The sequence below is a fragment of the Amycolatopsis sp. NBC_01488 genome (assembly GCF_036227105.1).
Lineage (GTDB): Bacteria > Actinomycetota > Actinomycetes > Mycobacteriales > Pseudonocardiaceae > Amycolatopsis.
On the sequence record NZ_CP109434.1, the window covers coordinates 4,761,865 to 4,774,791 of the forward strand.

Below are 12,927 nucleotides of genomic sequence, written 5' to 3' on the forward strand. Positions count from 1 at the left end.
ACGTACTGGGGTCTGGGGTGAGTCGGGAGGCGCCGTGGCATTTCCGGCACGGATGCGGGGGAGAGTTCCGTGGCGGGCCGCGCCCGCCGGCGGCACGCGGGGCGGGCAGGTCCGCGGCATCGGCGAGGAGCGGCTCGTCGCGGGCGGGCAGGCGGCGGCCGCCGTCGTGGTCGCGCTCATGGCGTTCCTGCCCGTGCCGGCCGACCGGGATTCGGGGGCCCTGCGGCTGGGCGCGCTCGCCTGCGCGGCGGCGCTCGTGGCGATCCACCTGGCGGCGTTCGCCCACGGCCGCGTCCGCCGCCTCGAGCCGGCCCTGGCCGCGCAGGCGCTGCTCGCCTACCTGCCGATGCTGCCGCTGGGAGCGCCGTGGAGCACCGCGGCCGGGTTCTTCGCCGGGGGGCTGCTGCTGGCCGCCCGGCCCGCCAGGGCGGTCCCCGGGGCGGTCGTGGCGTGCGTCCTGGCCGGGCTGGTCCCGGCCCGGTCCGGCGCGCCGGGCTGGGTGGACACCGTCGTCGCCGGCACGGCGTCGTCCGGGGTGGCCGCGCTGGCGCTGTTCGGGCTGGGCGTGGCCGCGCGGATGGTCGCCGCGCGCGAGGGCGAGCTGCGGGAGCTGCAGCGCAGCGCGGTCGCCGAGGAGCACAAGCGGTTCTCCCGCGACGTCCACGATCTGCTCGGCCTGAGCCTGTCGGCGATCACCCTCAAGGGTGAACTCGTCGACCGGTTGATGCTCGGCAGGCCCGAGCGGGCCAAGGAGGAGCTGGCCGAGCTGCTCACGATGTCGCGGCGCGCGCTGGCCGACGTCCGGACGATCGCCGCCGGCTACCGCGAGCTGTCCCTCGACGACGAGTGCCGGGCCGCGGCCGCCGTGCTGGGCGCGGCGGGACTCCGGGTGACGATCGCCCGCTCCGGCACGGGGGACCTGCCACCGGCGGTCGCCACCACCTTCGCGGTGGTGCTGCGCGAAGGCGTGACGAACGTGGTGCGGCACAGCACCGCGAGCTGGTGCGCGTTCTCGGTGAGCACCGAGGGCGGGACGGCCTGGCTCGAGATCGTCAACGACGGCGCGGGCAGCGCCGCGGGCGGCGCGGGTTCCGGCTCCGGCCTGCGGAACCTGTGCGACCGGGTCGGGTCGCTGGACGGGAAGCTGTCGGTCGAGGTGGGCGCGGACGGCACCCACCGCCTGGTCGCGGCGGTACCGGTGGCGTGCCCCGGGCGAGCGCGGGACGAGCTGAGCGCGTAAGCGCTTTCCGGTGCCGGACGCCGACGCCGTGGCGGCCGTCCACACGCGACCCCGGCCGGCCGGAGCGGTGGCGTGGCTAGAGCCACTCCGCTTCGGTCGCGATGCGGATGGCGTGGACGCGGTTGCGGGCGTTCAGCTTCGTCACGACCGCGGCCAGGTAGTTGCGGACCGTGCCCGCCGAAAGGAAGAGCTCGGCGGCGATGTCGGCGACGTTGCGCCCGCGTGCGGCCAGCGACAGGATCTCGACCTCGCGCGGGGTGAGCGGGCAGTCGTCGGTCTCCCAGGCGGCCAGCGCCAGCTCGCTGTCGATGACCCGCCGTCCGATCGCCACCGAGCGGACCGCGTTCGCCAGCTTGTCCGACGGCGAATCCTTGAGCAGGAAGCCGTTCACCTTGGCGTCCAGCGCGCGGCGCACCGTGCCGGGCCGGCCGAGGCTGGTCAGGATCAGGGTGTGGACGTCGGGCAGGCTCTCGTGGATCTCGATCGCCGCGGAGAGCCCGTCCTTGCCCGGCAGGTCGATGTCGATGACCGCGACGTCGGGCTGGGTCGACTTCGCGGCCGGCAGGATCTGGTCGCCGCTGGCGACCTCGGCGACCACTTCGATGTCGGACTCCAGGTTGAGGAGTGCGACCAGGGCGCCGCGGACCATGTGCATGTCCTCGGCCAGCAACACCTTGATCACGACGGTACCTCGCACCCCAGTCCGACGACTCCGAACGGCGATACTACGCCATTGCGCGGCGGCGCCGGTGCTTTCCGGAAGCGCACTCGGGTGTGCGCCGCGGGGAATGCCCGGAATTCGCCGGTGCCGCCCGCCGGTCCCGGAGTCCGGCCCGGTACCGGCAATCCCGGCCGCGCCGAGTCCCGGCCGCCCATTAACGAACGGAGGATTCGCCGGTGCCGGAATTGCACGGTCGAGCTCAGACCGCCAGCGGGCTCGCCACGGCCGGCCGGCGCAGGTCCGGCAGCGCCAGCAGGACGGGCGGGTCGAAGCCGTTGCGCGGCCGCAGCTGGACGTCGGCCAGGCCCGCCGTGACGCCGCGGTGCACGGTCACCGGCCCGGCGATGCCGGTGTAGGGCCGCAGCGCCTGGTTGTCGGGTGCACCGCAGCCGAAGGCGTGGGTGAGCACGTACCACGAGCCCAGCGGAACGTCGGCCAGCGCGTACGGTCCCGGTCCCCGCAGGATCGCGTACCGCGCCGGCGCGCCCTCGGCGATCCGGGCGGCGAACAACCCGACGAACACCGCCCCGACCTCGGCCGACGGCGAGACGCGCAGCTGGCCGCGCACGGTCGTGCCGGAGCCGGGCCGGGTGGTCCGGTCGGCGATCCGCGGCGCCGGGCCGCGCAGCTGCCGGTAACCCGACGGCGAAACGCCCACGCTGCCGCTGAACCGCGCGCTGAACGTGCCGACGCTGTTGTAGCCGACCTGGTGGCTGATGTCGGCCACCGAGATGCTCGTGGTGGCGAGCAGGCGCTTCGCCTCCGCCAGCCGCAGGGCCGAGAGGAACCGGCCCGGCGACAGCCCGGTGACCCGCAGGAACACCCGGGTGAAGTGGAACTTGCTGAACATGGCGGCCCGGGCGAGGTCGTCGACCGTGAGCCGCTCACCCAGGTTGCCGCGCATGGTCACGATGGCGCGTGCCACTGCTTGCCGGACGATCTCATCCATGGTGGCCGTCCTTCCCGCCTCGACGATGCCGCGCGGGTGGCGTCCCCAGTAGGCGCCCGGCGCGGAGGATGTGATTTCGACCAAACTGTAGGTCGCCGGGCGTCTACTTCTTAAGTGCTCTGTGCACCGGTCGGGATGGATTTCGCGCGTGCCGGACATGCGTTTTGCACATCGGGGGTGAACGGGGTGCGGACCGGGAACTCCCGACCGGGGCGCATGTGCGTTTCTCACAGTGGTCGTAGCGCGGGGGATGCGCTCGGGAGCGCACCGTGACGAATTCGCCGCGATTCGACGGGTACCGACCGGCTGATTAGGCCGTTCGGAGTCTTTCCCGGAACCGCACGGACGATGCGTAAGACACAGCACGCCGATGATTCGGGCACTGGTTGCCGCCGCGGCGCTGGGCGACGATTTATGGCACGTGAAGCATTCATCTTCGCCACTGGGGAGCATCAATGTCCGAGTTGGTTTCCGTGCAGGTTCGCTCTCTTTTCTCCGAGCTGGGGATCGAGTGTGAAAGTACCGCCGACGAGTTGGTCATCGAACGGTTCGAGCTGTGGAACAACGGCGCGGGTCTGGGTCGTCCGGTCCGTCCCACGGTCTGCCGGTACGAGGACCTCGAAGCGGCCTGAGTCGTATTTCCGCTGTTCTGGACCTCGCGGGCCGGTCACCGCCGGCGCCTCTCGTGCGCTCGCGGTGGCCGGCCCGACGCATGTGCGGCTCGGGGCACCCGGGATCCGGGGAAAGTTTCCAACAAGCTGGAAGCATTGTCGGGCACCTGTCACGGCTGGTAGTCGCGTGATCGCGAACCGGCGTTTTTAACCCTGCATTTGCCTACGCACGGGCATTGCGCGGCGAACGTGGCGGAGAGGTGCCCGAATGGTGCAACCGATTCGCCAAATCGAATGTTTAACTGGGCACCTGGGGAATCGTGAGTGCGGAGGCACCTGTGATCAGAGTGCTGGTTGCCGAGGACATGCACATCGTGCGGGGAGCACTGGTGGCGCTGCTGCGGCTGGAGCCCGACATCGACGTGGTCGCCGAGGTCGCCTCCGGGCTCGAGATCCTGCCCGCCGCCCGGGCCACGCAGGCGCAGGTGGCCGTCATCGACATCGACCTGCCCGGCAAGGACGGCCTCACCGCCGCCGGTGAGCTGCACGTACAGCTGCCCGCGTGCCGGACCCTGATCCTCACCAGCCTGGGCAGGCCGGGAACGCTGCGGCGGGCCCTGGACGCCAAGGTGAGCGGGTTCCTGCTCAAGGACGCGCCGCCCGACAAGCTCGCGAACGCCGTGCGCGGGGTGCTCGCCGGCCGCCGCATGGTCGACGGCGACCTGGCGCTGGCCGCCTGGGACTCCGTCGACTGCCCGCTCACCGCCCGCGAGCTCGACGTGCTGCGGATGACCGCGCAGGGCTACGGGACGGTGGAAGTCGCCGCGCGGCTGTACCTTTCCGCCGGGACAGTACGGAACTATCTCACGACCGTCGTCGCGAAACTCAACGCCCGCAACCGGGTCGACGCGATCCGCATCGCCGAGGAGTCCGGCTGGGTGTGACCGCCAATGCCAGGAACCAGGCGGAGACGTCGGGCGCTCGCGCTGCTCCGTACCGGGGCAAGACCAGCTGGGCTCTGACCGTTCTGGCGCTGATTGACCAGTCGCCGAATACCGTGAGGGCACCCATGAGGGTGCCTTCGGCATCACTGCCTCGCACGGCCGGCCGCCGGGAAGAGCCCGCGCCGCGGGGTCAGACCGGGACGACCGCCCGCAGCCGGAACCGGCCGTCCGGCTCGACGCCGGCGGTGAGCTCTCCGCCGAGGTTGGCGACCCGGTGCGACAGGTTGCCGATGCCGCTGCCCGGGGACGTGTCGGCCGGCCCGCTGCCGTTCTCCGCGGCCCGGGGTGCGGGCACCGCCGGCGTCGAAGGCGCCTCGGCCGGGACGTCGGGGCACTCCCGGTCTCCGTCGCGCTCGACGCCGTCGTTCACGATGTCGAGGCAGACCCCGGTGTCGGTGCGGCGCATCGCGATCTCGCAGCACTCCACCTTGCTGTGCCGCAACACGTTCGTGACGCCTTCGCGCAGGACGACGGCCAGCACCGTGCGCACCGGCGGCGGCAGCTCGTCGCCGAGCATCTCCATGCGCACCCGGACGTCGGCGGCGGCCAGCACGGACTTCGCGGTGCGGGACTCGCTGTCGAGGGACAGCTCCCGGTAGCCGCTGGCCACGGACCGGACGTCGGAAAGGGCCTGCCGGGTGAGGCCGAGGACCTCGGTCAGCTCCTCGGTGGCGCGGCCGCGGTCCAGGGGCAGCAGCCGGGCGGTCAGCTCGCTCTTCAGCGCGATCGCGGACAGGCTCATGCCGAGCAGGTCGTGCAGGTCGCGGGCGAAGCGCAGCCGCTCCTCGGCGAGGGCCATCTCGGCCAGCCGGCGCCGGGTGTTGTCGAGCTCGGTGACCAGCCGGACCAGCCACAGCAGCCCGAACACGGCCAGGCCCGTCATCACGGTCGCCGCGGTGTAGAAGACCGTGGCCGTGGCGCTCGCGCCCGAAACCGACTGGATCTCCGCGTAGGCGGCGATGTTGAGCGCGAAGAACACCCAGCCGGCCACCGGCGGCAGGACCAGCAGCGCGCTGCCGATCAGCAGGCCCGGCACGCTGACCCAGTCGGCGCGCAGCGGCAGCAGCGGGAGGTAGGTCAGGCAGGCCTGCACGAACAGCATGCCGTAGCTCTGCGCCGAGCGGAGGTTGGTCGCCGGCCGGTTGAAGTAGGAGAACTGCAGGGCCAGCAGCGCCACGATCGAGCCGACGACCAGGACCACTTCCCACGGCCGGGCCGACAGCTCCAGCACGTGCACCGTCGCGCCGAAGCCCATCAGGGTCATCACGACCGGCAGGAGCCGGCGGATCCGCTTCGACTCGGCCTCCGACCGCCGCTCGGCGCTGTGCGCGGCGGGGGCGCCCGGGCGGCCGGGCACCGGGAGCTCGACGCGCAGCCGGAACCGGCCGTCGGCGCCGGTCTTCGCGGTCGCCGTGCCGCCGAGGGCGGTGACCTCCTCGGGCAGGGTCGTGAGCGTGCTGTCCGGGGTGAGCGCCGGGTCGTCCGCCGTCACGCCGTCGTTGACGATCTCGAGGGTGACGCGGCCGTCCTGGTGCCGGACGTCGATCTCGCAGTGCTCGACGTCGCTGTAGCGCAGGACGTTGGTGACTCCCTCCCGGAGCACCTTCGCCAGCAGCGTGCGGGCCTGCACCGACAGGTCGCCCTGGTCGAGGTGGATCCGGACGGCGATGTCGGACGCCGACAGCAGCGATTCGGCCGTCCGCGTCTCCTTCTCGAGCGACAGCTCGCGGTAGCCGTGGGAGACGGCCCGGACGTCGGACAGCGTGCGCTGGGCGGCGGCGGTGATCTCGGCGAGCTCGGCCTTGGCGCGGTCCGCGGACTTCCGCATCAGCAGGTGCGCGAGCTCGCCCTTGAGCGCGATCGCGGACAGGCTCAGCCCGAGCAGGTCGTGCAGGTCGCGGGCGAAGGCCAGCCGCTGCTCGGCGACCGCGCGCTGGGCCAGCTCGGTGCGGGCCTCGTGGAGCTCGTTGACCATCCGCGCCAGCCGGGCGAGCAGGTAGAAGACCAGGCTGTAGAAGCCCGCCGCGATGACCCCGCCGTAGATGGTGTCCAGCGGCGACGCGCCGAAGATCCGGTAGACGCCGACGACGCTGAGACAGACCGCGCCCAGCGCGGGCCAGGCGAACCGGGACGGCAGCACGAGCAGCACGGCCCCGCCGACGAAGTCGGGCATGTCGGCCCAGAAGATGCCGAAGGTCAGCAGCGGGACGTAGGCCAGTACGACCATGACGCCGAGCAGGACGCGGCTGGTGGTCGAGTCGAGCCGGGCGGACGGGCGGCTGAACCACAGCAGCTGGATGGCCAGGAGGCCGGCGACGGCCGCGACGGCGTACCCGGCGTGGAAGACGTCGACCGAGCGCGGCAGCAGGGTGAGGACGCCGGTCACGCCGAACCCGGCGACGACCACGACGATGATGGCCGAGGTCAGGTAGGTGGCCAGCCGGGGGCGCCGATCGACCGCGGTGGTCCCGCGCGGTTCGGCGGTCGCGGAGAGCCCGCCGGCGGGCTCGCGTGCGGCGACCGGAGACATCATCGCGGACCCCCCGGAATCGACGCGGCCGCCGGGCCGGCCGGGAAGCCCGGTGCGGGGCGCTGAGTGCATGCTGACGGTCGATCCTAACTCACGGCGCGCCCCGGATCCGGGACGAAGGCGCGGGGAAGTCGGCCCCGGCGCCGCGGAACGGACGACGGGGAAGGAACCGGGAGCGCCGCGTCAGCGCTGGTCCGGCAGGGGCGGGAACCCGTCCGGGCCGGCGAGCAGGGCGAGGAAGTCCAGGCGTGGCACGACGACCGACCCGTGGTGCAGCAGGAAACCCTGCTCCAGCCGGAAGAAGCTCAGCCCGGAATCCTCGTCGGCCCACGGGCCGCCCACGGCGCCCGGCACGTGCCGGGTCGCCGGGAAGTCGGCGGTGAACGCGGTGCCCGCCGCGGAGTAGGCGGCCACGTCGCGGCCGAGGTACCGGTGGTACTGCGCCAGCTTGGCGTAGGGCGCGCGGGAGACGAGCACCAGCCGCAGCCCCGGATCGTCCAGCGCGGCGGCGATGTCGGCGGTGGCCACGACGTCGTCGGGTCCGCTGTGGTCGGGCATCGCGTGGTGCACGGCCAGCCGCGGACGGCCGCCGAACAGCTCGGGCAGCGCGACGCGCCCGTCCGGGCCTTCGAACAGGTACTTGGCCCCGGCGACGGCCCGGGGGCGGTCCAGCTCCGGCACGGTCAGCTCCGTCATGACTCGTCCTCCCTGGCGGCGGTCTCCCTGCGGATTGTGGGCCGGGGGCCCGGCCGCGCCCAGGGATCGGCCCGGGAACCGCAAGCTGGGAGACGCGCGGCCGGGGCACCCCGGACCCCCGCCGCCGTGCTCGCCGGCGGCCCGGACCCTAGGCTCTGCGGTCATGGCACGCTATTTCGACCTGCACCCGGAGAACCCGCAGCGCCGGTCGCTGGGCCAGATCGTCGAGATCCTCCGCGGCGACGGCCTGATCGCGTACCCGACCGACTCGTGCTTCGCGCTCGGGTGCCGGCCGGGCAACCGCGGCGGGCTCGACCGGATCCGCACGATCCGCAAGCTGGACCACCGCCACCACTTCACGCTGGTGTGCCAGGACTTCGCCCAGCTGGGCCAGTTCGTCCACATCGACAACGCGGTGTTCCGCGCGATCAAGGCGGCGACGCCGGGCAGCTACACGTTCATCCTGCCCGCCACCAAGGAGGTGCCGCGGCGGCTGATGCACGAGAAGAAGAAGACGGTCGGCGTGCGCATCCCGGACCACCGCGTCACCCAGGCGCTGCTGGCCGAGCTCGGCGAACCGCTGCTGTCGAGCACGCTGCTGCTGCCCGGCGAGGGCGAGCCGATGACCCAGGGGTGGCAGATCAAGGAAGAGCTCGACCACCAGCTCGACGCGGTGCTGGACTCCGGCGACTGCGGCGTCGAGCCGACGACTGTCGTCGACTTCTCTTCCGGGGAGCCGGAGATCCTGCGCGTCGGCGCGGGCGATCCCACGCCGTTCGAGTGAATTCGCTCAGCGTTCCAGCAGTTCCAGCCATTCGGCGGTGTGCTCGCCGGTGAACGTCAGTGCCAGGTCTTCGACGTGGCGGCGGTTCGTCACCAGGAGGCAGAAGTCCTCGGCCGGGCCGGTGACGCGGTCGCCGGCCTCCTCCGGTCCGAACTCCCACACCGTGCCGGACGGCGCCCGCAGCTCGAACCGGAACGGCCCGGGCGGCGTCAGCCGGTGGCGGCGGTAGGCGCGGTCCCGGGACCGGACGCCGTAGTAGGCGACGTGCCCGATCTCGTCGCCGCGCCGCGGCCGGACGCCGAGCGTGTCGGCGATGTCCTGACCGCAGGCGAACAGCTCGGTCAGCGCCGCCGCGGCGAGCACCGACGGGCGCAGCGGTCCGTCGCTCCAGGGCAGCTCCAGGTCCGGCGGGGCGGACGCGAGCAGGGCGTTGGCCTTCCGCTGCTCGATCAGCCACGTCAGGATCGCTTCGTCGAGCGTGTCGTAGGAGATCTGCGGGGTGACGCCGAAGGCCGCCGGGTTCTCGGTGCTGAGCCGGACCAGCCGCGCGGTCGACGTCAGCCGGGCGAAGTGCGCGGTGGTGTCGGGGCCGGGCCCGTACCCGTGGCGCTCGGCCAGCGCGGTCAGCGCGTCGGTCTCGGTCTGCAGGTCCGTGAACACGTCGGCCATCGGTGCCAACCTCCTGGGTCCGGTTACCCATCCGACCAAAAGCAGGCCGACCCGCGAGACGCAGGTAACCGCTGCTACGAAAGCCATTCGGCCGTGACTGTGGTCGGATTGGTAACGATCAGCACACAACCGGCTGCGCGGGTCCAGGCTGGCACGCCGGCGCACCGGAGCTCGACTCCGCGCGTGCGACGTGGTGCCACGGCCGCCCCGGCGATTGGCTATGTTCGTGCCGAGGACGATGCGGCGGCGGCCGAAGGGAGCCCCGAAGGTGAAGTACCTGCTGGCGATGTACCTGAATCCCGAAGTGCTGGCCGGGCTGTCCGAGCAGGACATGGACGGCATCATGACCGGGCACCAGGAGTTCATCCGCACGATCCGCGAGTCCGGCGAGATGATCGGCACCCAGGCGCTCGGCCCGGTCGCCGAGAGCAGCGTCGTGCGGGTGCGCGGCGGGCTGCCGGCGGTCACCGACGGGCCGTTCCTGGAGTCGAAGGAGTTCCTGGCCGGCTACTACCTCGTGGAGTGCGCGGACAAGGCGCGCGCCCTCGAGCTCGCCGCGATGATCCCGGACGCCGCCGTCGAGGGCCTGGGCATCGAGGTGCGCGAAATCGTCTTCTTCGCCGACGCCGAGACGCAGTCCGACTTCACCGGTTCGTGAGGTGACCGCGTCCGCCCCGGTCGCCGAGGTCCTGCGGCCGCTGGTCCCGCAGGTGCTCGGCGCGCTGGTCCGCAGGCACGGCCAGTTCGACGCCTGCGAGGACGCCGTCCAGGAGGCGCTGCTGGCGGCGAGCGAGCAGTGGCCGGCCGAGGGCGTCCCGGACAACCCGCGCGGCTGGCTGGTCGCGGTCGCGACGCGGCGGCTCACCGACCACTGGCGCAGCGAGAGCGCGCGGCGACGCCGGGAAGAGTCGGTCGCCGTGCGGGAGCCCGCGACCGTCGTGGCCGGCCCCGGCGAGGAGCGGCCGCCGGACTCCGACGACACGCTGAAGCTGCTGTTCCTGTGCTGCCACCCGGCGGTGTCGCCGCCCTCCCAGGTGGCGCTGACCCTGCGCGCGGTCGGCGGCCTGACCACGGCGCAGATCGCGCGCGCGTTCCTGGTGCCCGAGGCGACGATGACCCGCCGCATCACCCGCGCCAAGGAAAGCATCGCGGCCGCGGGGTCGACGTTCAGCGAACCCTCGCCGGACGACTTCGGCGAGCGGCTGCGCGTGGTCCTCCAGGTGCTGTACCTGATCTTCAACGAGGGCTACGCGGCGACGTCGGGGGAGAACCTCGTGCGCGCCGAGCTGGCCGCGGAGGCGATCCGGCTGACCCGCGCGGTGCACGCGCTGGTGCCGGGCGAGGGCGAGGTGGCGGGCCTGCTCGCGCTGATGCTGCTGACCGACGCGCGACGGGCGGCGCGCACCGGCCCGGAGGGCGAGCTGGTGCCGCTGCCCGAGCAGGACCGCGGCCGGTGGGACGCGGCGATGATCGCGGAGGGCACCGAGCTCGTCCGGGCGACGCTGGGCCGCGGCCCGGTCGGGCCGTACCAGGTGCAGGCGGCGATCGCCGCCCTGCACGACGAGGCCCCCAGCACGGAGGCGACCGACTGGCCGCAGATCGTCGAGCTCTACGGCGTGCTCGGCGAGCTCATGCCGGGGCCGGTCGTGACGGTGAACCTCGCCGTCGCCGTCGCCCAGGTGGCGGGTCCCGCGGCCGGCCTGGACGTGCTCGACCGGATCGACGGCGAGCCCGGTGTCGGGCAGCGGGTGGACGCCGTCCGCGCGCACCTCCTGGAACGCGCCGGCCGGCCCGGCGACGCGCGCGAGTACTACCTGCGTGCCGCGAAGCGGGCCGGCAGCGAACCGGAACGCCACTACCTGGCGGGCCGGGCGGAGCGGGCCGGGCGGGCCTGACCCGCCCGGCACCGGGACGGCGCTGGGACGGCGCTGGACTCAGTGGACGACGATGCCGGTCGCCGGCTCCGGGGCCGCCGGGACGTGGAACAGGTTCGCGAACAGCTCGAGGTCCGCCACGTCGCCGTCGATGGCGAGCTTGCCCGAGCGGACCGCCGCGGCCGCCGTCAGCTGGCCGCTCATCAGGTCCAGCAGCGCCGCGCCGAGCGTGACGTCGACCACCAGGTCGGCGCCGGGGAAGCGGCCTTCGCCGACCTTGACCACGCCGTCCTCGACCAGGGCGTGCACGACCATGTCGCCGAAGTACCGGAGCTCGTAGCTGATCTGGACGCCCTGGGCGTGTTCGGCGCGGAAGGTGGTGTAGAGCGACAGGATCGCCGCGTCGAGGGTGAGCACGTCGTCGGCGCCCGCGTTCCCCAGCGAGCGGGCCCCCCAGAGACCGAGGTCGAGCAGGATCCCGTCGAGCTCGGTGCCGTACTGCGTCAGCTCGTAGACCAGGCCCGCGTCGAGCTCGGCGCGGACGCGGCGGCGGAGCACGCCGGCCGCCTCCAGCTCGTTGAGCCGGGCGGACAGGATGGACGGCGGGATCTTCGGCAAGCCGGCCTGCAGCTCGTCGTAGCGCTTCGCACCGAGCACCAGGTCCCGGACGATCAGCAGCGACCAGCGCTCGCCGATGATCTCGAGCGCACGGGCGATGCCGCAGAACTGGCCGTAGGCGCGGGTGTGCGGAGTGGGCATCGGACTTCCTCACTTCTTTCCGGTGGTGCGGTTTCGGCGGGGTGCCGGGGAAGCGGTCAGCGGTGGCCGCCTTCGGAGATCAGCTCGCGGTGCAGCAGCTGGAGGTCGTCGCACGGCTCGACGCCCAGCTCCCCGGCCAGGCGGGTGCGCAGCATGCGGTAGACGGCCATCGCGTCGGACCGCCGTCCGCTGCGGCCGAGCGCGCGCATCAGCTGCCCGTGCAGGGCTTCGTCGAGCGGGCTGCCGGTGGTCAGCGAACGCAGCTCGCCGATCAGCTCCCGGTGCCTGCCGCTCAGGATCTCCGCCTCGATGCGCAGGTGCAGGACGCCGCGCCGCTGCTCCAGCAGCTCGGTCCGGTACGCCGACAGCACCGGTCCACATTGGACATTGGTGAAGGGCGTGCCCGACCAGACGTCGAGCGCGGCGCGGTAGGCGTCGGCAGCCGCGGCCTGGTCGCCGGCGTCCTGGTGCTCGTGGCCGGCCTGCTGCAGCCGCGCGAACCGGTGGGTGTCCACCTGGGACGGATCGATGTGGAACGTGTAGCCGGACTGCTTGGTCACCAGCATCGCCTCGGCGTCGGCCGCGAGCCCGTTCTGGACGATGCAGCGGCGGAGGTGGTAGACGTAGGTGTGCAGCGTGGTCCGCACCGTCCGCGGCGGGTGGTCCGACCACAGCTCCCGGATCAGGGTGTCGATGTGTACCATCTTGCCCGGGCGCATCACGAGCACGGCCAGCAGTGAAAGAACCTTCGGTGCCGAAGGCGCGTAGTCGACCCCGTCACGCAGGACTTCCAACGGCCCCAGCACGGTGAAGCGGACCCCGCCGCGGTCCGGCTGCTGTTCGGAGTACATGGCAAGCCTCCAGCATCGTCAATGCGTCCTCGCGCTCCCCAGGTCGTGCCGCGCGGATCGGTGGACGGCCGAAATCCGGGCTTCTATCCGAATGTGACAGAGCGCGGCGCCCACGACCAGTGAACGGCCCACCAGAGTCGGCGTGCGTTCGCCCCGTTCCCACCTGCGTTTCGCATGTTCCGGATGTGCGTGGCGCACCTCGGCCATCCGGCGGAACCTGCGGCTCGCGGGGTGGCGGG

Annotated in this window: 13 protein-coding genes; 6 read left to right on the plus strand and 7 right to left on the minus strand. The window is 72.8% G+C overall.

The window, feature by feature from the left end; all coding sequences use genetic code 11:
- Positions 1-34 precede the first annotated feature (34 nt).
- Positions 35-1,240, plus strand: a complete 1,206-nt coding sequence (locus OG738_RS23050) for a sensor histidine kinase (RefSeq protein WP_329044002.1) — start codon at positions 35-37, stop codon at positions 1,238-1,240.
- A 76-nt stretch (positions 1,241-1,316) separates the two neighbouring features.
- On the opposite strand, the gene OG738_RS23055 is transcribed toward OG738_RS23050, so the two are convergent.
- Both OG738_RS23055 and OG738_RS23060 read right to left on the minus strand, forming a co-directional pair.
- Complete coding sequence (locus OG738_RS23055; protein WP_329044003.1) at positions 1,317-1,922, minus strand: response regulator transcription factor; 606 nt, start codon at positions 1,920-1,922, stop codon at positions 1,317-1,319.
- A gap of 238 nt (positions 1,923-2,160) precedes the next feature.
- A complete protein-coding gene (locus tag OG738_RS23060) occupies positions 2,161-2,910 on the minus strand; it encodes an AraC family transcriptional regulator (protein ID WP_329044005.1) in 750 nt (249 codons plus the stop codon).
- Between the two features lie 455 nt (positions 2,911-3,365).
- On the opposite strand from OG738_RS23060, the gene OG738_RS23065 reads away from it, so the two are divergent.
- Both OG738_RS23065 and OG738_RS23070 read left to right on the plus strand, forming a co-directional pair.
- Entirely contained in the window at positions 3,366-3,542 is a 177-nt protein-coding gene (locus OG738_RS23065) for a hypothetical protein (protein ID WP_329044007.1), read from the plus strand.
- 317 nt (positions 3,543-3,859) lie between these two features.
- On the plus strand, positions 3,860-4,465 hold the full coding sequence (locus OG738_RS23070) for a response regulator transcription factor (protein ID WP_329044008.1): 606 nt from the start codon (positions 3,860-3,862) through the stop codon (positions 4,463-4,465).
- A gap of 190 nt (positions 4,466-4,655) precedes the next feature.
- On the opposite strand, the gene OG738_RS23075 is transcribed toward OG738_RS23070, so the two are convergent.
- Positions 4,656-7,055: a sensor histidine kinase gene (locus OG738_RS23075; RefSeq protein WP_329056803.1), complete on the minus strand. Its 2,400-nt coding sequence runs from the start codon at positions 7,053-7,055 to the stop codon at positions 4,656-4,658.
- A 183-nt stretch (positions 7,056-7,238) separates the two neighbouring features.
- On the minus strand, positions 7,239-7,751 hold the full coding sequence (locus OG738_RS23080) for a DUF899 family protein (protein ID WP_329044009.1): 513 nt from the start codon (positions 7,749-7,751) through the stop codon (positions 7,239-7,241).
- Positions 7,752-7,914: 163 nt separating this feature from the next.
- Between OG738_RS23080 and OG738_RS23085 the strand changes: the two genes are divergently transcribed.
- A complete protein-coding gene (locus tag OG738_RS23085) occupies positions 7,915-8,535 on the plus strand; it encodes an L-threonylcarbamoyladenylate synthase (protein WP_329044010.1) in 621 nt (206 codons plus the stop codon).
- A 6-nt stretch (positions 8,536-8,541) separates the two neighbouring features.
- Here OG738_RS23085 and OG738_RS23090 read toward each other — a convergent pair whose 3' ends face one another.
- Complete coding sequence (locus OG738_RS23090; protein ID WP_329044012.1) at positions 8,542-9,204, minus strand: maleylpyruvate isomerase family mycothiol-dependent enzyme; 663 nt, start codon at positions 9,202-9,204, stop codon at positions 8,542-8,544.
- A 268-nt stretch (positions 9,205-9,472) separates the two neighbouring features.
- Here OG738_RS23090 and OG738_RS23095 point away from each other — a divergent pair, with 268 nt between their 5' ends.
- Complete coding sequence (locus OG738_RS23095; RefSeq protein ID WP_329044013.1) at positions 9,473-9,862, plus strand: YciI family protein; 390 nt, start codon at positions 9,473-9,475, stop codon at positions 9,860-9,862.
- A gap of 1 nt (position 9,863) precedes the next feature.
- Positions 9,864-11,099 (plus strand): RNA polymerase sigma factor, encoded by a 1,236-nt coding sequence (locus OG738_RS23100; protein WP_329044014.1) that lies wholly within the window; start codon positions 9,864-9,866, stop codon positions 11,097-11,099.
- Positions 11,100-11,138: 39 nt separating this feature from the next.
- Here OG738_RS23100 and OG738_RS23105 read toward each other — a convergent pair whose 3' ends face one another.
- Both OG738_RS23105 and OG738_RS23110 read right to left on the minus strand, forming a co-directional pair.
- The gene (locus OG738_RS23105; RefSeq protein ID WP_329044015.1) at positions 11,139-11,837 is read right to left on the minus strand and encodes a winged helix-turn-helix transcriptional regulator; all 699 of its coding nucleotides are present in this window, start codon (positions 11,835-11,837) and stop codon (positions 11,139-11,141) included.
- 56 nt (positions 11,838-11,893) lie between these two features.
- A complete protein-coding gene (locus tag OG738_RS23110; protein WP_329044017.1) occupies positions 11,894-12,688 on the minus strand; it encodes an AfsR/SARP family transcriptional regulator in 795 nt (264 codons plus the stop codon).
- Positions 12,689-12,927 lie beyond the last annotated feature (239 nt).

Coding starts and splice junctions, on each gene's coding strand:
- OG738_RS23060 (WP_329044005.1), bottom strand. CDS start 2,910: ATGGATGAGATCGTCCGGCAAGCAGTGGCACGCGCCATCGTGACCATG.
- OG738_RS23065 (WP_329044007.1), top strand. CDS start 3,366: ATGTCCGAGTTGGTTTCCGTGCAGGTTCGCTCTCTTTTCTCCGAGCTG.
- OG738_RS23075 (WP_329056803.1), bottom strand. CDS start 7,055: ATGTCTCCGGTCGCCGCACGCGAGCCCGCCGGCGGGCTCTCCGCGACC.
- OG738_RS23080 (WP_329044009.1), bottom strand. CDS start 7,751: ATGACGGAGCTGACCGTGCCGGAGCTGGACCGCCCCCGGGCCGTCGCC.
- OG738_RS23085 (WP_329044010.1), top strand. CDS start 7,915: ATGGCACGCTATTTCGACCTGCACCCGGAGAACCCGCAGCGCCGGTCG.
- OG738_RS23090 (WP_329044012.1), bottom strand. CDS start 9,204: ATGGCCGACGTGTTCACGGACCTGCAGACCGAGACCGACGCGCTGACC.
- OG738_RS23105 (WP_329044015.1), bottom strand. CDS start 11,837: ATGCCCACTCCGCACACCCGCGCCTACGGCCAGTTCTGCGGCATCGCC.
- OG738_RS23110 (WP_329044017.1), bottom strand. CDS start 12,688: ATGTACTCCGAACAGCAGCCGGACCGCGGCGGGGTCCGCTTCACCGTG.